This is a genomic window from Mesorhizobium sp. WSM4815 (assembly GCF_055811575.1).
In genome coordinates this window covers 62508-80779 of sequence record NZ_JBVVQS010000085.1, presented here as the reverse complement: position 1 = coordinate 80779, position 18272 = coordinate 62508, and the positions used below count along the sequence as shown (strand labels likewise).

The 18272-nt window shown below is 58.4% G+C and carries 18 protein-coding genes; 10 read left to right on the top strand and 8 right to left on the bottom strand.

Going from position 1 to position 18272, the window contains the following annotated elements:
- Positions 1–366 precede the first annotated feature (366 nt).
- Positions 367–660 carry a ribbon-helix-helix domain-containing protein gene (locus tag AC0L2B_RS09370; RefSeq protein ID WP_287375254.1) on the bottom strand — a complete coding sequence of 98 codons (294 nt, stop codon included), beginning with the start codon at positions 658–660 and terminating at the stop codon, positions 367–369.
- Between AC0L2B_RS09370 and AC0L2B_RS09365 the strand changes: the two genes are divergently transcribed.
- The 4 genes from AC0L2B_RS09365 to AC0L2B_RS09350 all read left to right on the top strand — a co-directional run bounded on the left by AC0L2B_RS09365 (position 644) and on the right by AC0L2B_RS09350 (position 3725).
- Entirely contained in the window at positions 644–1021 is a 378-nt protein-coding gene (locus tag AC0L2B_RS09365; protein WP_473745061.1) for a hypothetical protein, read from the top strand. The genes AC0L2B_RS09370 and AC0L2B_RS09365 overlap by 17 nt on opposite strands.
- Positions 987–1448, top strand: a complete 462-nt coding sequence (locus tag AC0L2B_RS09360) for a hypothetical protein (RefSeq protein WP_473745059.1) — start codon at positions 987–989, stop codon at positions 1446–1448. Before AC0L2B_RS09365 ends, AC0L2B_RS09360 begins: the two co-directional genes overlap by 35 nt.
- 203 nt (positions 1449–1651) lie before the next feature.
- On the top strand, positions 1652–2833 hold the full coding sequence (locus AC0L2B_RS09355; protein WP_473745058.1) for a hypothetical protein: 1182 nt from the start codon (positions 1652–1654) through the stop codon (positions 2831–2833).
- A gap of 289 nt (positions 2834–3122) precedes the next feature.
- Positions 3123–3725: a DsbA family protein gene (locus AC0L2B_RS09350; protein WP_473745057.1), complete on the top strand. Its 603-nt coding sequence runs from the start codon at positions 3123–3125 to the stop codon at positions 3723–3725.
- A gap of 137 nt (positions 3726–3862) precedes the next feature.
- Here AC0L2B_RS09350 and AC0L2B_RS09345 read toward each other — a convergent pair whose 3' ends face one another.
- On the bottom strand, positions 3863–4285 hold the full coding sequence (locus AC0L2B_RS09345; protein ID WP_473745056.1) for a hypothetical protein: 423 nt from the start codon (positions 4283–4285) through the stop codon (positions 3863–3865).
- 104 nt (positions 4286–4389) lie between these two features.
- Here AC0L2B_RS09345 and AC0L2B_RS09340 point away from each other — a divergent pair, with 104 nt between their 5' ends.
- Positions 4390–5172 carry a PAN/Apple domain-containing protein gene (locus AC0L2B_RS09340; RefSeq protein WP_473745055.1) on the top strand — a complete coding sequence of 261 codons (783 nt, stop codon included), beginning with the start codon at positions 4390–4392 and terminating at the stop codon, positions 5170–5172.
- 250 nt (positions 5173–5422) lie between these two features.
- Here AC0L2B_RS09340 and AC0L2B_RS09335 read toward each other — a convergent pair whose 3' ends face one another.
- On the bottom strand, positions 5423–5593 hold the full coding sequence (locus AC0L2B_RS09335) for a hypothetical protein (RefSeq protein WP_287375270.1): 171 nt from the start codon (positions 5591–5593) through the stop codon (positions 5423–5425).
- A 165-nt stretch (positions 5594–5758) separates the two neighbouring features.
- On the opposite strand from AC0L2B_RS09335, the gene AC0L2B_RS09330 reads away from it, so the two are divergent.
- Positions 5759–6694, top strand: a complete 936-nt coding sequence (locus AC0L2B_RS09330) for an NYN domain-containing protein (RefSeq protein WP_473745053.1) — start codon at positions 5759–5761, stop codon at positions 6692–6694.
- Positions 6695–6730: 36 nt separating this feature from the next.
- On the opposite strand, the gene AC0L2B_RS09325 is transcribed toward AC0L2B_RS09330, so the two are convergent.
- Entirely contained in the window at positions 6731–6883 is a 153-nt protein-coding gene (locus AC0L2B_RS09325; protein ID WP_473745051.1) for a hypothetical protein, read from the bottom strand.
- A 703-nt stretch (positions 6884–7586) separates the two neighbouring features.
- On the opposite strand from AC0L2B_RS09325, the gene AC0L2B_RS09320 reads away from it, so the two are divergent.
- Together AC0L2B_RS09320 and AC0L2B_RS09315 are read left to right on the top strand one after the other, a co-directional pair.
- On the top strand, positions 7587–9458 hold the full coding sequence (locus AC0L2B_RS09320) for a competence protein CoiA family protein (protein WP_473745050.1): 1872 nt from the start codon (positions 7587–7589) through the stop codon (positions 9456–9458).
- A 193-nt stretch (positions 9459–9651) separates the two neighbouring features.
- A complete protein-coding gene (locus AC0L2B_RS09315) occupies positions 9652–10674 on the top strand; it encodes a hypothetical protein (protein WP_473745048.1) in 1023 nt (340 codons plus the stop codon).
- A gap of 31 nt (positions 10675–10705) precedes the next feature.
- On the opposite strand, the gene AC0L2B_RS09310 is transcribed toward AC0L2B_RS09315, so the two are convergent.
- The 4 genes from AC0L2B_RS09310 to AC0L2B_RS09295 form a co-directional block, all read right to left on the bottom strand.
- The gene (locus AC0L2B_RS09310; RefSeq protein ID WP_473745046.1) at positions 10706–13684 is read right to left on the bottom strand and encodes a TrlF family AAA-like ATPase; all 2979 of its coding nucleotides are present in this window, start codon (positions 13682–13684) and stop codon (positions 10706–10708) included.
- The gene (locus tag AC0L2B_RS09305) at positions 13678–13944 is read right to left on the bottom strand and encodes a hypothetical protein (protein ID WP_473745045.1); all 267 of its coding nucleotides are present in this window, start codon (positions 13942–13944) and stop codon (positions 13678–13680) included. Before AC0L2B_RS09305 ends, AC0L2B_RS09310 begins: the two co-directional genes overlap by 7 nt.
- Before the next feature lie 513 nt (positions 13945–14457).
- A complete protein-coding gene (locus tag AC0L2B_RS09300) occupies positions 14458–16062 on the bottom strand; it encodes a caspase family protein (RefSeq protein ID WP_473745044.1) in 1605 nt (534 codons plus the stop codon).
- 113 nt (positions 16063–16175) lie between these two features.
- On the bottom strand, positions 16176–16682 hold the full coding sequence (locus tag AC0L2B_RS09295; protein ID WP_473745043.1) for a helix-turn-helix domain-containing protein: 507 nt from the start codon (positions 16680–16682) through the stop codon (positions 16176–16178).
- 320 nt (positions 16683–17002) lie between these two features.
- Between AC0L2B_RS09295 and AC0L2B_RS09290 the strand changes: the two genes are divergently transcribed.
- Positions 17003–17548 carry a hypothetical protein gene (locus AC0L2B_RS09290; protein WP_473745042.1) on the top strand — a complete coding sequence of 182 codons (546 nt, stop codon included), beginning with the start codon at positions 17003–17005 and terminating at the stop codon, positions 17546–17548.
- A 158-nt stretch (positions 17549–17706) separates the two neighbouring features.
- A complete protein-coding gene (locus AC0L2B_RS09285) occupies positions 17707–18198 on the top strand; it encodes a hypothetical protein (RefSeq protein WP_473745040.1) in 492 nt (163 codons plus the stop codon).
- Positions 18199–18272 lie beyond the last annotated feature (74 nt).

The window sequence follows — 18272 nt, the reverse complement described above, 5'->3', positions numbered from 1 at the left end:
TCGCCGGCCCGGCACGGAGACATCAGGCAGAGCGAGGGGCGACCCACGGACGTGATCATTGAGGCACGCCGCCGCTCAGCGCTCTGGACCGCACTGCCGGGCGTCATCCGTCACGGGTCGTTCAGCGCAGACGAGTATGGTGTTCAACGCCGACCTTGCGACCGAGGCAACGGCTTTCAACCCATCTCCGATCGTCAATGAACTTCGGCAGAAGCTTGAGACCGGGCGCAGCCTGCCCAACCCGTCGCAATGGAAGCTCATGCCGACCACCCGGCGGCTGCTGCAGCATTGGCGCGCGATTCAGAACAATCCCAACCAGATCATTCGGCCGTTCTTTTGTCACGCTTGGGTGCCTGGGACGGTTGATCATGCATTTCCATCCACGCTGCTCTCCTCATCCAGAGCGCAGGGGACTGGCAGATAGGCATTGGTCACGAGCCAATCGCCCACAATCGTCTTGATCAGATCCGATTTTGAGGCCCCCATTTCGGCCGCGAGGCCAACAAGTGATTCATCAACATTCGGTTCCAAGACAATGCCTGTGACGTTCCTGAGCACGAGCGCTGCCCTGCGAAGCATGACCTGAAGATCAGCTCGCGAAACGTCCGCAATCTGATCGGCAGCAATTTCAAGCTCTTCTGCGATGCTCAAGCGGGTCATTGCTGGTCTCCTGTCGAAGGAAGAGTTCGCCCTCCGCACGGTGTTCGAAGCAAAACCAACGTGGTGCCTGCTTCGGCTTGGCAAAGCCCCATCCCGCATCCTTGCCGCAGCCTGGTTGTTCGCAGAAATGATGCTGGATGCCGGGCGCCGTCACGTGCTCTTGCATGGGATGCCTACTTTCGTCGCTCATACCGCCAGTGAACGAAATGAGAACAAAAGAGTCAAGCGCGCCCTTGACGGAACAGGAATATGTTCCTTATTCGTCACGTATCGGAGATTGAAAAAAGGGACAAGTGCGCTGCTGAAAAGCATCGACCGGCGAAGCGATGGCAAAAAGGGCAGAAGACAATTTTCGGATTGAAGTTTGGGATCGCGACGAAAAGCAACTTGTCGAGACGATCTGTCGGTCCCCCGATTCCATGGTCAGCCAGGCCGCCTGGCAGGCCGCAATCCGGCGCCGCCCGGGGATGCTTTTGATCCACTACAACAGTAGACATGTGATGGAGAGGATCCTGACACCAGGCGAGGCCAAGGCCGACCCGCAGACCATCGTCGATGGCAGCGTGCACGCAGGCCTCGATGTCGCCCTTGGCGACCTGCGCGAGTGGCATAAGCTGCGTGCCTGGTGCAAAAACTGCTCGCATCACGCCGAGGTAAAGCCAACCGCGCTTGTTCGGCGCTATGGCAAGAATGCGCTGTTTAGCACGGTCGAGAGAGCGCTTTTCTGCACCAGTTGTGACAGAGGTGGACCGGTAAGGCTGGAAATTCACAAGCTGCCTCGGAATTGAAGGCCAGAGAAGCACATCGACGGCGACTCGCACCGATGTGACGCCAGGCTTGGCGCGATAATCGACGCTAGGCTTAGCGGGTTGCGCATTCCGCTGCCAGGAGCGCGGCCCAAAGCGTCTTCCACCAGATAGTCCTTGCACGTTGAACGACTCGCTTTTTGTCCCGTTCTCAGCTTCACTGATGAGTGAGTGGGGGAAGAGAAATGGCACCAATATTAAAGCGCCCTTTGTGCGAGCTATTTTCTGCATTCCTCTTCGGCGCTGCACTGCTGATTTCCGGGTGCGCTACTCCTTACATCCCCCCGAAGATTGAAGAGCCTGGCCAGAACAACGCGTCTAGCTTTGGCGGCATAATGAGCTTTGCCAAGCAACAAGACCTACGGGTTGTATGGGTGCATGGGATGTGCACTCACGAAGAAGACTGGGCAGGTAATCGTCACGCGCTTCTCCAACAGGCAATCGCAATTGGGTCGTCTAGTCGAAACACTATGTATGGCCCAGAGCGCGCCGCGCGCGTCACGTTCGACCATGATGTGAACGGGCATGCACTCGAACTCCGTTTTCTCGTCTGGTCACCGCTCGCGGCCGGCGCAAAAATCGCGATTGGGCTCGATCACAATGATGAATTGAAGCGTGCCAGCCTGAACAGGGATCTCAAGAAAGGTCTAATCGACGACTGCTTTTCCGACGCCGTCATCTACACGGGCATTGCTGGCAACCCGATCAGATCCTGGATGCGATCCGAAGTCTGTGACGCTCTGGGCGGCAATATTTCAGCCGCCGGCCGCTGCCTGATCGATGATAGCAAGCCGCGGCGAAAGACCATCCTGGTCGCCGAAAGCTTGGGCAGCAAAATACTCTCCGACGCGATCGTATCGATATGGCAAACCACCCCGGCATGGGAACAGCCGCGGATTGCCCAGCGCCTCGGCGATGTCCAGATGGTGTTCCTGCTGGCAAACCAGATCCCTCTCCTGAACGCCGCAACCTACTCTCCAGGCACAGCCAAGATTGCAGCTGACAGATCGGTGGATCGCGCCAGCGGATCGCTCCTCGACGTGTTCGCCAGCGCGCGAGTTCGAAAAAACAAGACGTTTGTGGCGGAGCCGTCCGGCCCCATCCGCTTTGTCGCCTTCACGGATCCAAATGATTTATTGAGCTATCGGCTCTTCCCCAAAGCGTATCTGCCGGAGGACATGAAAATTACCAACGTGATTGTCTCAAACGATCAGACATACCTCGGTCTGTTGGAGCGCCCGGACACCGCCCACTGCGGTTACGGCTGGAATCCCGCGGTGATAGCTACGGTCGCGGAAGGCTACGATGGCAAACGGCTAGGATCGATCCCGATCAATGTCCCACACTCTTGCGGGCTCGGCGGGTAGCACGCCCCGCCGTCGCCACACGACTTGAGACCCTTGGCTACGGATAGACGGCGAGCCACTCAGCGCCGACCAGCTCGGCACAATGCCGTCGGGGGACTTCACCCTGATGGTCTACGCGGCCAGTGTGCAGACACCACCAACGCACCTCAACCCTATGCATTATCCTACCGAACGGGCCGGTCATGCGGACGGTTCATGTGCGTTGGAACTCGACCCCCCCATCCTTGAAATATGGTAAGGTCATTTGACGGGGTTGGAGCATTATCTGATTGGGGCGACGACGCATCCCATGATCGAGTTCTGGTTTTGCATTGGCAGCACTTACAGCTACTTATCGGTAATGCGCCTGGCCCAGGTAGAGGCGGCGACCCGGGTGCGCTTCAGCTGGCGGCCCTTCAATGTCCGCACCATCATGATTGAGATGGATAACATTCCTTTCCGCACGAAGCCTGTGAAGGCCGCCTATATGTGGCGGGATGTTGAACGGCGGGCAGCGCTCTACGGTTTACTGCCGAGGCTGCCTGCGCCATACCCGCTCGCCGAACTGGAACGTGCTAATCGCGTCGCTCTCATCGGGGCCGCCGAGGGCTGGTGCCCGGCCTATGCGCGGGAGACCTACCGGCGGTGGTTCGAAGCGGGGGAGCCTGCGGGCAGCGAGCCCAACCTTTCCGCCAGCATTAGTGCTGCCGGGCAGGACGCGGAGCGTGTGCTGCGGCTCGCTGATTCCGACAAAGGGAAAGCCGATCTTGTCCACGCCACTCAGCAAGCCAAGGCCCTCGGCATCTTCGGCTCCCCGAGTTTCGTCGTCGATGGCGAGTTATTCTGGGGGGACGATCGCCTCGACGACGCGGTTCGCTGGCTGCACCAGATGGAAAGTGGCCCGCCGGACTGATTTTTCCCCACGGCAGCATCTTCGATCGTGGCATTGTCTCGACTGGATGAGACCGAGACCCTCGCCGAGGGTGCAGTGTTAGCCGATGGTTAGCAGAGATCTATCGCGCGCACTTGCTCCCTAGGCCGCGGAGTGTTTCATATATTGAAGCTCGCCATGGGGGGCGAAAAGTGCTGAGTTCGTTTTCGTATTGCGTGAGCCGGTTGCTCCCGGTCGTTTGGATGTTGGCGGTTCAGTTGTGTTCCGCCCATGCTGCTGTGAAGTCGTTTGGCCCCTTTACGGTCGATGACGCCCATTCGGACATCATCTCTCTCAATGGTGAGATTGATGCAGGGGCGGCGCTCAACTTCCGCCGCGCGGCCGAGGCTGCCTCCAATGCCAAGCTGGTCGTTCTCAATAGCCCTGGCGGTGTGGTTCAGATCGCCCTTTTGATCGCAGACGACGTGCATGAGCGGAAGCTCGCGACCTACATCCCGAAAAAGGCAGGTTGCTACTCCGCATGTGCATTCATCTTCCTTGCGGGTGTGGAACGCTAGGTCGATGGCGAACTCGGTGTCCATCAGATCTCGTCTGACTCACTGATCTGGTCAGCGCTCAGCTTTCTATCTCGGACATCATCGACGTTCTCAACCGCTTCAATACGCCGGTCGAAGTGCTGACGGTGATGTTCAAGACACCTCCGAAGGACATGCATATCTTCACTCCCGACGAAGTCGCGCGCTATGGGCTTGATCGCAAGCAGAACGACCACACAACCGCAGCTTCGAAAGAGGTAACCCCGTCAGCAGGATCGGCGGAACCGCTTTCGGCTGCGGCCGCACCGGCAGCAGCCCCCGCCCCTGATCCGGATACAGTCGACGGCCCGTCACTGTCCAAACTTTCGTCGATCGAGGAATACACCCGCCGCCCAACACGAATGGCGGTCTTTACCGGCCTGGATCTTTACGGCGATGACATCAGCTCTCAGCGAACCGCCGACGCTGCGAACTGCGCGAGAGCATGTCTATCCATGGGTGGTCAGTGCAAGGCATTCACATTCAACGTCGACCCGCACGTCGGGACGGGCCCAAACTGCTTTCTGAAGGCCAGCCAAGGTAGAGCGGACGGCAACTCGGCTGCGATCTCTGGGAAATTTCTCAGCAGCGTTGATCCCGATCCCAATGCATTCTCGATGGGAGTGATCGACCCAAAGACGGCCTTGTTCGAAAATGTCGACCTCCCTGGGGGAGATCTGTCACGTAGGCCCTATGGGCGGAACGTGACCGCGCAACAGTGCAGGATGGCCTGCGTCGCAAACGATCGTTGCATCGGTTTCACTTACATGAAGCGCAAGAGCCAGTGCTGGCTCAAAGGTGCAGTCGGCACCCCCAGATACGCCGATGGCATGATCAGCGGTCTCAAGAAGATGACGACCTTCGCGCCTGCGCCGATCATCAGCCTCGAATGAAATTTCCAGGAGCGTCGCTGACGGCCTGGGGGCGCAGGTCGATTTTGATGGTCGTTCCGGTCGGATTACAGGGAGGGTTGGGCGACCTTACTGATGCCGGCGCAGTGAACTATCTGCGACTAGGTTAGGCTTGGACTTCTCGCGAACAAGCCTTGCGTCTGTCTGGAATATAGACAAATAAGTCATCGATTACTGAACATACACGATCTTTTATCCAGCACGACCTAGCATGACCCTAGCCGATCCTGTCTTACAAAGGATTATTTAGGACATATTCGGCGAACGATTTCTTTAGAAGTTCTGTCATCGAAATACCCTCCTTGAGCGCCCTGAGCTTAAATCCATAGCGCCACTCCTTACTCATCTTGAAGCTCATGTCGGCTATCGTCCGTTCGCTAACGCGATCAGGTTCATCGTCCATCGTGCATTCTCCCTATTGATGACATTCCTATGACTGAATGATCTCAGGAGATTTTGCAATTGACCGGCAGTTGAAACATGTTACCCCTGTCTGTAGCGTAACCACTGCATCACTCCAGACTATGGACACTTTGAACGGCCCCAGGATGGTCCTGGGCCCTGCCATTTGTCGAACGCCGCTGTTGGCAGGGGTGCCTGCTCGATTGTTTTTCTGATCGCCGAAGATGCGATCCCTCTCTGTAAGGGCTGGCGTTTAGCAAGCGTCGATGCATTGGAGACCATGATGCCCACAGAACCGCGCTCCGCTCGCCTCGCTATCTTGATCGACGCGGATAATGTCCCGGCGAAGATGATCGGGCGAGTCATCAAAGAGATGGAAAAACACGGTCAGCTAGTAGTGAGGCGAGCTTATGGGGATTTTTCCGGACCACAAGGCGTTGTGTGGGAGGAGACGTTGGTCCGGCACGCAATCGTGCCGCGTCATCTGGCGATTTCCGGCAGGGGCAAGAATGCTGCCGACATCGCGCTAGTAATTGACGCGATGGATCTTCTGCACGGTGGCGCCTTCGGCGGACTTTGCATCGTATCGAGCGACAGCGATTTCGCCCACCTCGCGATCCGCATTCGGGAGCAGAATCTTGAATGCTATGTTTTCGGCGGTGAAAGCACGCCGGAACGGCTAAGGCGAGCTTGTAGCCGCTTCGTGTATCTGGAGAACCTGAGGTTCGATCTGCTGCATGCACCTCATTCCAAAATGAAGCCGCTACGCCCGCTCGGCGAGGCCCATTTTATCGTGAAGAGTGCAATGGCCAGCCTTGTTGATCATCCCGCAGACTGGGTGGCGATTGACCTTCTCGAGCGCGAACTTGAGCGCCGAAGCACCGATTTCGATACGCGAACTTACGGACATGTTCGATTGAGAGATCTGCTTGTTGCACTCAAACGTCCGTTTGTCGTCGATGGGCCACGCGATTCTGCTGGGCGTGTCAGAATGCGAGTGACGAAGCAGGCCGGAAAAATGTTGCTCCGAAGGGGTGATACACAGGGTCTCGTTTCCGCGTGCGCCTGTGCCACCTCCGGCACTCCGCGAGTGGCTAACTAGCCTTGCCAGTGATCGCCATTCGCCGGCCGATGGAATTCAGAGATCGGCAAGGCACCGGCCTTCGCCACGGGCGGCATCGTCGGCAGGAACAACTTCGCCAACACCTATGCGCCGAACCTCGCCATCAACGTCAGCGGTTCCGGCAAACCCCGACAGGACGCGCACCTTGCCAGCCAAATCGCGGAGCATGCGGACCGCACCCTGAAGGCCAATCAGCCGAAGGACGGCTTCCGGCGCTCACAGGGGCAGGTGCTGGGGGAAGCGGCGCGCATGCTGCATCGGGCAACAGGCCGCGCATGTTTGGCCATCGGAGGCGGAACTCATGTCGGGAAGCGTGAAACCAGGATGCAGCGGCTGAATAATCTCCCCAAGTAAGGGAGGCTAGTGAAAAGAACGGAGCCGAGCTGGATCATCACCTTCGCCGGCCTCTCCCAGTCCCCACGGCACCACTATTTAACCCTGTCCCTTCAGCGGGTTGAGAGACAGCCGCGAGGGCGATTGAATCGCAAAATGAAATAGTCTTTTCAGTCTTGGTAGACGCCGAGGCTTGGGACAAATGATCCGGCGCGCTCTGGTCCGCGCCTACCCTCGGGGCAGCTCCGCCGCGACTAAAGCCGTAAGTTGACAGGATTTCGAAAAGGCGATTTTTGCCCGTCTTTGTCAACTTAGTGTAAACTTAATGTAAAGCGTTTTCTTACCGAGCTAAGAGAACGCACGTTTCGGGTTGACAGAACTGAGCGTAAAAACGTCGCCATTCAGGCGGCAAGTTGACATTGTCAACCGGGATCAGGTCGGGTCAGCATCGAGAGGATGACGCCGCTAGATCCTCCTACGGGCCAGCCTCTGCGAGAAGGACTAGCCGCCGTCCCATGCCGGCGGCTACTGTCCACCTATGTTAATCAATCAGGGCCACGACGACCTTGAGATTCGCCGGCACTTTGGCAGCGACAGCGCGCGGCTGGTTTACGGCCGGAACCCCGAAACCGGGAAGCTATACCACATCTCGAGGGCGAGCCGCGGTCTAGCCTGTCGCCTAGTCTGCCCGCGTTGCAACGCAGCGCTGGTCGCCAACCTCAAGGATGACCTGAAGGCCGCGCACTTCGCCCACCACGGCCCTGCTTGCAGGGGCGGACCAGAGACCGCACTTCATCTCCTCTGCAAGGAAATCATCCGGGATGAGTTGCGGCTTACCATTCCCCGTGAGCACGCAGCATATGGCGACTATGAACAATTAATCGCCGAAGAACGCGAGATCACCGTCGATCATGCGACGCTAGAATTCCGCGATCATATCGAAGTGATACCGGACCTCCGCCTCGAAGTCGGAGAGTCGAGTCTCTTCGTTGAGATTGCCGTGACTCACCCGTGCGGAGAGGAGAAGATTTCCCGTTTGAAGAAGTTGGGGACGGCGGCCTTAGAGATCGACATGTCCTCTGTGCCCCGCAACGCTCTGCCCGAAGAAGTGCGACGCGCCGTTATCTCGGCCGCGCCACGCACTTGGCTGTTCAGTCCAAGGATCGAGCTCGCGGTTGAGGAGATGCGCCTCCGCGCGCGACAGGACGCCGATGCCTACGATGAACGACTGGCATCCATTGCGGGGCAGAAGATCGAGGCATATCGCGAGACCCGTCGGAGTGCTGGCGAGCAGAAGCTTCGCATCAAAGATCTGGCCGCAATGCGTGCTCTCGGAATGCGCCAACATCTCGGGATCCAGTTCGGAGGAACAGGTTGCTTCACGGTCCGAAGCGAGACGTGGCGGTCGGTGGTCCTTGCAACAATCCTGCGACCAAGGCTCTATCATCATCGTTTCCTATCGACAGACCACATCATCTCCCGCCTCGTCGAGGAGGGGTATGTCCACAGCGACTTTGTCACGCTGACGAAAGAGCTTGCCGATGCGATGCGCCATCTCGACCATGAGTTCCTTACACCGTGGGAGGCCGTCCACCGGTTTCTTCAGGCCTTGGCCGAGGTGCGGCTAACCGAACAGAAACACCTCTCCTTCGCGCTCAACACCGGCTTGTCAGGCCGATGGCACGACTGGGAGGCAGCTGACCGGAAGAGAATTGGTCACCGGAATCATGTTTCGAGCCTCGTCTCGCGAATCCTGGATCTGATTCCAGCAGAGGATCGCGGATCGATGACGGTCGAATCCTGGTGGCAGATGACGAAGAGAGGCAGGCTGCGCCAGCCGGCGTTCGACGCAGACTCCTCGATCGACAGCGACTTGGAAGGCCTACTCGATGTGCTGCGTTTGCGAAGCAGCACATCACCACGCACGTTACACGACCTGCCTGCGGCACGCGCCATCAAGGAGGCGATCTCCCGGAAAGCCGAGAATGATGCGAAAGCCAAAGCCAAACGTGCAGTGGAAGAAGCGGACAGTCGCCGGCAATCGATAATCAGGCTTTCGGAAGAGGCGCTGGACGGGCAAAATCGTATCGATTTCCTTCGCACCCCGCTCGCCGATCAGGACGGAATCCTCCCGCTGGATCTCGCCGAGAGGAACTCCGCCGGCCTTGAGCAGGCCGAAGAGGCATTGAGAACGTTCGCGCAGTCGCGGCGTGCGGAGCGCGTCGCCAGGGAGTGGAGGTCAAAGTTGGGCGATGAAGCCACGAAGCTCTTCGGGGAAACCGCTGCACGTGTTGTGAGGCAGCCGGTAGATGGCAAGCTCGACGGACGTCCGCCGCTGATCTACTGTCGGGACGAGCGCACCTTTCGGATTGCGCTTGGAGTGCTGCACTGGATGGCGCGAACGCTATAGGTGATTTTCATCGGCTTACGCCGATTCGGGTCCGACCCGACGTTGGCGATACTCTCACGGTCAGGGGCCGGAAGCGCACCCTCAGCTTTCCGAAAAAACAATTGGCAAAAGGCGGTCATTCGGTTAGCCGAGATGAATGGAGCCAACAACAGCCACCGTCTGACCTTCCCCCGCCGTCTCTATGCCGTTGACCATGTCCGCAAGCGCCACCAGCACGAAGTCCAAGCTCACTTTTCTGGAAACGGTCTATCCGCCGATTTCCAACCAGGAGGCCGTCTGGCTTCAAAATGATCCGCAGGTTGAGGCGCTACTCCGGCAAAGCGACTTCTACATGATCGGAGGCCGCACCGAGGCGAAGTATCTCAACCTGGTCATCGACCCCGAGACCTCCGTTGCGACATTCGACTTCGCGATCGGTGATGACTTCCGCGACCCCGTTGAAATCCACATCCGCGACCTGCCGGCAGTTGAGGAATCAGATGTATCATCGTTCTGGATCGAGGCGGGCGAAAAGGTCATCCGCGTGTGGGACGGCCCGATCGGCGAACCGGGCTCCAACGTGCTGGAGTGGTTCACGACCGAAAAGCTAATCTGGGAGCGTTCGCGGGGGCGTGCCGGGATCGAGCGCTTCGATCGCCATCGCGAAGCCGCCACCTACGATCTTCTCTATGTCGGCATCGCCAAGGTTGGGGATAGCTTCGACCGCCTCATCAACAACGGCCACAAGGCTCGCATGGGAATACTCGGTAACGAGCCGCAGCGCTATCCCGGCGCCCGAGTCACGGACGAGATCTATCTCTTCCTTTTCAACGTCCAACCGCTGATCATGAAAACTTTCGAGCTAGATCATGATTTCGAGGACGAAGATTTCAGCGGCGCCTACGATCAGAAGCGCATCGTCGCCGACGCCGAAAAGGCGTTCGTAAGCCTCTTAAAGCCTGAATACAACGTGGTGAAGTTCGCGAACTATCCCAGAGGCGCGGACGGCCTCTACGGCTCTGACTTCGTCCGTTACGGCTACGTCATCTGCGAGTCCATCGCCTTCAACACAGCGCACGGCCGGATCAAAGGAAGCCGTGATGCTGCGACCGGCTTCATCACCAATGGCGCCGACTGCATCTTCATCGAGGGCAACACCGTGAAGCTTTACGTGTCAGGTGTCGATTTTCCAGGCGAAGCGGCATCACCAGGGGACGAAGCAGGAGATTACCCCTAAGACTTGCCCACCAGCGCCAAGTCGGCGACCATCAACGCTCCAGCCGGACCCGAAGTCGGCGGGCCCTCTCTTGAAACGCGCCTTCGCCACCTTCGAGAATATCGCAAACCGCCTTGCGTATTTCGGCGTTTTCTAGCCCTCCAGATTTGTAGGTTATCGGCGGCAACGCCCCATGTGGATGTGGCCCTGATTCAGCGATGATGATCTGGTCTGCATCGGTGTTGATCACGAGGTTTGCGTTGTGCGTGACCATGATCACCTGCCGATGAGCCTTCGCCTCGATAAAGAGATGGACCAACTCGTCGAACACCGACTTCGGGTCCAAATTCTCCTCGGGCTGGTCGATGACCAGCGGGCGGTTGTCGCTGTCATCTAGCGCCAAATAGAGCAACAAGAGGACGATGCCGCGCGTGCCGGGCGACAGCTTCCTGATGTCGACCCCATCATAGTCGATACCATAGCGGATCGAGATGTGATCAGTGCTGAAAAGCCACTGCGCGAACCGCTTCGACCACGCACGAAATTCGGCTTGGTCCGTGTGTGCTACCGGCGAGTGATACAGCAAATCCTTTTGATAGAGCCGCCGAAATTCCACCATCGCCGCACGCACCGCAGCCGCGTCGCCGATCTCCCAAGCTCCCTTGAGGACTTCAGTTGCCTTTTGCACCAGGGTCCCCTTGCCACGGAACGCGCCGGCCTTTCGAAGATCGATCAGCCCATCTTCCGCGTCAGAAGCCCATTGCTCGATGTTCGCGACGCGCGCCACGGAGAAGGACAACTTCTTCAGGGTGCCTGACGCCGCCGACAGCCGCGCCATTAACGGAGCATACAGCGCCTCCAACACCGACTGCTCGGCTACGAGCGCGTCGAACGCACGGCCATAGGCTTCCTCGCGGTCGGCCTGCAACTCCATAGCCCGATCCTTGGCGCCCTGGGCATCCTTGTGCTTGTCCGTCAGCGTTTGCAGCGCTGCCGTTTCCGTCGCGATGTTTCCCGACAGCGCCGTGTAGCGACGCTGGGTTTCCTTGTCGGCACTCACCAGCTTCTCGAGCCGCGCCATTTCCGCGTCGAGCATCGCTTGGGATAACGTGCTCAAGTCGGTGTCGTCGGCGAAATGCGGCGTGTTGGGATCGCACGGAACGGGCGGCGTCCCCTTCAACTCCGCAATCTTGCCGTCAGCCAATGTGACATAGGCGGCGAGATCGTTGTCGACGGACCCCTTGTAGTCCAGCAGGAAGGCCGCCCATTGCTCATCCGACATTCCACTGTTGGAGTGCCTTGCCTGTGCCTGCCTCAGCGTCTCCGGCGCCTGATTGCGCCGCTGATCCTTCACCTCATCCTGGAGCGCGAGGAAGGTCTGCCGTTGCCCGGTGAACCTCCGCAGCTTCGCTCGGAGCGTGTTCGCCGCGCCAGCTAGTTCGGTGTGACGCTCAGCGCGCTTTTCGCTTCCGGCGGACACCAACTTGGCGCGGTCGGCAGTATAGGCGTCGACCAACTTCTTTTTCTGCGCTGCCTGCGACTCATAGGTCGCCGCCAACTTCTCCTTTTCCAACTCGGTGCTGATCCGATCCGAGATCTGCGCGACGGCTTCGGCCTCGCGCTCACGCGCAAGACGATGTCGGGTCGCACGCTGTTCGAGCAACTCCTCGAAGTCCAAGGCACCGTCCCGCTCATCATCGGGATGCGCCTCGAAGATCACCCGCTCGATTTCACGTAGCAGCCCATCGGTAAGCCCGCTGGAAGAGCATAGCTCCTCGACGAATTGCTGAGACAGGTAGCGCACGCGCTCATAGGCATATGGGCCGTTCGCGTCTGAGCCATCCAGCGAGCGCACACTCGGTTCACCCGCAGCCCAATCGATCTTGACCTTGCCATCACCGATCAGCGGTCGAGCCCGCACGAGAAACGAAGGGTTCGCCCACTCATCGGCGTTCCATGCCTCGTCCGTGATGGAGTCGCATCCTGCCGCGATCATGTCGGCCAGCGCGGTCTTGCCAGAGCCTCGCGCCCCAATGATGGCAACAAGCCCGGGGTTCAGCGGAATTACCGGCGTGGTAGCCCAAGGCGCGTCGAAAATCTCGATCTGCGAGATCACCTGGGAGGGCGTCGCCGAGGCAGGAGGCTCGGCGCCGACATGGGCGCGCCCCTCCGGGTCGATGCAAGCCTGGCGCAATGCGTCGAACTCGAGCCCGCCCTTGATCCATGAAAAACGATCGCCGAACGGGCTAGCGACATCCTCCAGCTTGTGGGCATCGCTGCCATGCAGGCACGGCTTGATGCCACCGTAGAGCGAGCGCACTTCCGCCGGGCTCAACTGCAATTGGCCAAGCCAGAACTCACGCTGGGCCGCGCTGCTGGCGAAGATCACATGAGCGAAGCCCTCGATCTCACGCCGGATGGTCTTGTCTGCGGCTTCGCGCACGCCGGAGGTTCCGTCATTCGCGCCCCCAGCAACAGCAATGAGGATGTTCTTCTTTGCCCATGCGCTCTCGCCGAACACCTCGCGCAGCTTCTGGAAATTCACCTTGAACTGGTTTGCCCCGTAGGCGAGCGCGGCACGATCGTCCGCGATGTTCGGATCGGCCTTCTTTCCAAGACGGATCAGATCCGCCCGCGTGCAATCGAAACGGTCCTGCATCACATTGAACTGAAGGCGCGACAACAGCCGGTGCAGCTCATCGATGTGATTGGGATCTTCCGGGCTGACGAACAGGTGAAGGTTGACGAAGCCGCCCTTGGCGGTGGCGACGTCCAACCGCAGCTCGACATTTGGAAAGATGAGATTAGCAGCCGGAAGGCGCCCCAACGCCTTCTGGCGAAGGATCTCCTGATAAGTGTCCGTCACATAATAGTCGGTCACTGCGATCGCCTCGATCGACGGTGTCGCCTGCTCCAGCGCGCGCAGATAGTCGTCCCATGCGGTCGGGCCGGTGAATTGGTTGTTCATCGCTGTGCCCGGCGCGTGGATATGCGGTTCCCACCGCCGCCATTCCGATCCCCTGTTCAGCATTCCCCCGCTGCCCCCTTCTTCTCAGGACGGTCGACATCTATATCCCCTACCTTCATCGTAGTAATACTATCAAAGTCAAAATCCGAGATTTCCGCTAATTTGTCGCCGACTGATTTATTTGAAGCAGCAAGCTGCCATTCGCGGCGTGGAAGAGGGTCAAAAGGCGACCTTAGCCAGTGAAGGATTCGTGCTGCACCCACCTGCCCCTCCCACAAGAAGCGGAGCATTGGCGAAATTTTGTCTGCCGCAACAAAAGGCATCCCCACCGCTCATCACGGAAATCCTAGGACTTCCATCTATCGGGTTCATCCCCTCTCGCAAATAATGTCCATTGGTTCCTAGGAACCCCGTGAGCATTGTCATCTTCGATTGCTGTCATGCAAAATCGAGAGCCGCGTAGGCGTATTAGGATCCTAGCTAACTACACTTTCTCCCGACTCCGCTCGATTAGCGGGACTGACCGAACATGCGCTCCATGCTGGCGGTCCGCACTTGAGCTTGAGGGCAGTAGGGTTGAAGTTAGTTGGCCGCCAACGGTTCAGATGTGTGGAGTGTTGCTATTCGTCTCGTCGATGATAGCGCCGTCTCCAGACCTACGGTTATGGCAGGTGGACGATCGAGCTCGCCAACAGTTAGATCACCTAGATGGGAGAACTGTGTGTTTGACCATGTCATCCTTCGGTAAGTCATATCGACTTATCGGTCGAGATAAACTGCTAGCAGCTGGTGCCGATGCGTCCGCATCCCGCCTTCCCTCGCTATCGAACAGAATCTCAATAGTTCCCGCCCACGTTCCCGCTCACCGGACATTTCTGCGATGCGGGAACCGAGAAGTTGCCGAAGTGGTTGCTGCAGGTGCGGAACTTGGGCTGACGCGCCGCCGGCGCCTGCGAGACCTCCTTTGACTTAGCTGCCGGCTGTGGCTTTACCGCTTCGCGTCGTTGTTCACGTCTCGGCTTCGCGCGGACTACCGGCGCAGACTTGTGTGTCTTTAGGGACGTAGCGCTTTTCTGCTTTTCCGACGCTCGCTGGGCACGATAGCCTTTCACGGCGAGGTCGGAATCGAGCTTTAGGCGAACATACTGGTTGGGTGTAAGGAAGGTGGTCGAGGACAGACCGTTTTCCTTTTGCCAAAGGCCAATAGCCCGGCGCGTCGCGGCCCCCAAAGTTCCATCGGCATCGCCCAGGTCATAGCCGATCGCCAGCAGCCTCTCCTGCAGGTCGACTTTTTTCTGACGGTCGAGCCCAATGGCGCTTTCGGTCAATTCCGTGCCGGCTTCATTGTCGCGATCGGCAGTCGCTGCCGAAGATTCGGCCGCGGTGCCGAGTCTCGACGCATCGTTTACCACCTCCGCGACAACGGGCGGGGTCTTCTTGAGTTGATTCAGGTTGAGACGGGCCAGAGCAGCGAACGCGCCACTTGGAAACTGCTGCAGATATGCTTCGTAGTGTGCGACCGTATTGCGTTTCGAGGCTTCGTCCCAAACGCGCTGTTCGACTTCCCATTCTCGCGAGTCCGGCTCAGTGGACTGGTTCGCCGAGCTACTGGTCGGAGCGTGCGCGGGCGCAGCCGCCGTTTCAGCCGTTGCCGGCCCGATAAAGACCTCGCGGCCGAGCGAGGCATTATACCAGGGCCGCTGGCGCCCATTGGTCTCGGCCGTCACCTCACCCCGCACACGGGTCAGCGCACTCTGGATATTGACGCCGGGCTCGGCCAGGTGTTTTGCAAGAGAGGTCGTATAGGGACTGTTGGCGCCGGTGCCGTCATAGGAGACTGCACCGGGGTCGGTGGCGTAGGCGATCAGCACGCCGCCAGTGCCGATATCCGTCGAGGCGATATCGACAGGTGCCAGCCCAGGCGCGGCGGTCGAACGGCTCTTCGGCAGCGAAGTCGCGATAGTCCTGGCGAGAGGATTGTCGCGGCAGGCATCCAGGATGACGACGCCGACCCCCGGATCGGGAGGAAGGGCGGCAAGTAGTTCATCGATCTGAATGGTGCGGGTCCTGAGATGAGCCGGAGCCCTCAATTCGGAATCGACCGGAATCAGATAATTCTTGCCGTTCACCTGCATGCCGTGGCCGGCATAGTAGATCACCGCCAGTTCCGCGTCATATGAGGCTTCGGTAAAGCGGTTCAACCGGTCATGCATCCCTAAATAGTCGAGGTCGATGCCTTCGACGACCTTGAACCCGGCCTTGCGCAGTGTTTCGGCCATCAGCCGTGCGTCGCTGGCAGGGTTGGTGAGCGTGGGCGCATAGACATATTTGCTGTTGCCGATTACCAGGGCAACCCGATTGCCGTCGGCGGCCAAGACCGTTGTCCGCAAGTCGGCTGCGCTCAGCAAAAGCAACCAGACAATGACGGCCCAGATCCTCATCGGTTGTGTCCATAATCAAGTGGCGCCCCTACCAACTTACTCTGAACTCCGTCCATAAAATAGTCACGCTTCTGGAGGATGATCGCACCCCCCTTGGTTTGGCGGGGGCGGTGCTAGGTTGTGGGGCCATCTTCCACGCACGAAGGCCACGCTGATCCGGATTGGACCGCCATATGGCGCTCAGTATATTCTTCCTCCTTCTTGCCGTTCGCGCCACCAAAGAGAGCGCGTAGGACTTTTCTAAACACAACCGATAGCTTCGGATCCGTTCCGTTCGACATCTTGCGCAGCACGCCGATGAACTCTTTCTCATTGGCTGAAACGGGCTCGCCGACGATTTCCTCAAAGGCTGCCCGATCCTTTTCATGGCCGTCCTGCATGAGTGCCAAGATGAACAGCTGGCGTGCATCGGTTTCTAGCGTCCTCGCAATGCTCACGACGCGATCAAGCGGCACTTTGGTTCTGCCGGACTTCAGCATTGTGATGACGTTGTCGTTAGCGAAGCCGATCTCCCTGGCCATGTCTCTTTGGCTCTTTCGGTGCCTTAGTTCGGAGATGCGCTTGTCGAGGAATTTGGCGATTTCGGATTTACCAGGTGCATCCCTGCTATCGTTGCTCATGCGGGTCTCTTTCTATGAATCTATGATCTTGTTTAATATATATCAGAATATTGTAGGGGATTTTGGCTTCCCATCGACTGTTACGAGAACCGTTTAGGCGACCGTAATATATTTATTACGAATACCACTCAATACGCATCATTTTAAGCTTACAATGTGTGGTCTTTTGCAGATACCTAAGTAATGTATGACTTACTGCTTTCAGGGATATAGCGGTGAGCACCTGAAGTCCGCTGGCTTCAAAGGTAGCGAGGTGGAAATGGCCTTGAGCGGAAGTGTCTGTCGCTAGGCTGACGCGACTCGGATAAAGGCCATCCGGTGTGGTCGACCGGCTGCTCGAAGGGCGGCCGCCACAGATGAACTACTCGACCAACGTCGTCCTCAAGGGCGTCAAAGATCCGAAGCGCCAGGTCGTGCTAGAATACAGCGCAGCTCCAACGGCAGCGGTGCAGCGGCGGCTAGCTGGAAAGACAGTCGTTCACCCGGTGATCGATCTCAATGACTACACCTGCCGAGCGGTCATTGATTGGGTCGACATCAACTTCTGGTTCGCGCACACGACACAGTTCCGATTCGTCCAAGACGTGCTGCGCCCGATCATTGGTCGACAACCACGCGTGGATCCCATCGAACCGGGCATGGGAGATGAAAGCACTATGTTTCGTGTTAGGTTCCAGGACCCTGAACTGGACCTTCTGGCCAAGTGCGAGGAAGAGCTGGACAAGAAGTTCATCCGTGAACTGCAGGGGGTAATCCAGTCGATCGAGATCAGCGTGGACTTCAAACCGAAGGCGCCTTCATCCGAAAAGATCGGACGAATGGTAGGCGTGCTGGCTCGGCATCTGCATCCGAACGGGACTTTATGACCGTCGGTCTCGACCGACCACGTTTCCTATGGAGTCGAGATGAGTCTACTTTTCTGATGGCAGCTGGAAGCCTGATGTCCTCGGATGCTGATAAGCTTGGCCCCATCGACGCGACGTTCTACGTTGGCCGAAGGGATGGGCAAGTCAGGTGGCGAGTGATGGAGAAACTCATCGACAACCAGAACGTCGAAGCCGGCACCAGGGATGATCTGCCAGTCAGCGAGCACCGGGCCAGGATCGAAGTGACCCTAGCTCGGCGGGAGCTGATCGACCTCGGGATCAACTTCCTAGACGATCTGCGACGATTCAATTTCGCCAGGCTCCAAGGCAGATACTTCCAGTTCATGGTCCCGACGTTCGAGAACCGGTTCGCAGGCAAGCACCCAGGCCACCGGGCACTAGAGGCAGACCGATGGAAGAGGTTCGTCAACGCCGGCATCGTCGGTGTAATTGCCATGAAGGGGGCGAGGAAGTTGTTCCGAGACGATGCCAGGCCTGCGCTCAAGAAGTTCCTGCGAGCTAAGGGGCAGAAGGTCCGGCCCACGACTAGGGTCGGCAGCGGGGCTTCAGGTAGCTTCCTCGCCTACGAGGCTTTGAACAGGCGTGCGGCAATGGCGCTGGAGAAGCTGGGGCATCGGGAGGGTGAGTGAGGGGTTAGAGGCGTATCCAGACTGACCAAATTATTAGGTCGCCGAAACCTCCGATTGCGCCGGACCCTTGCTCC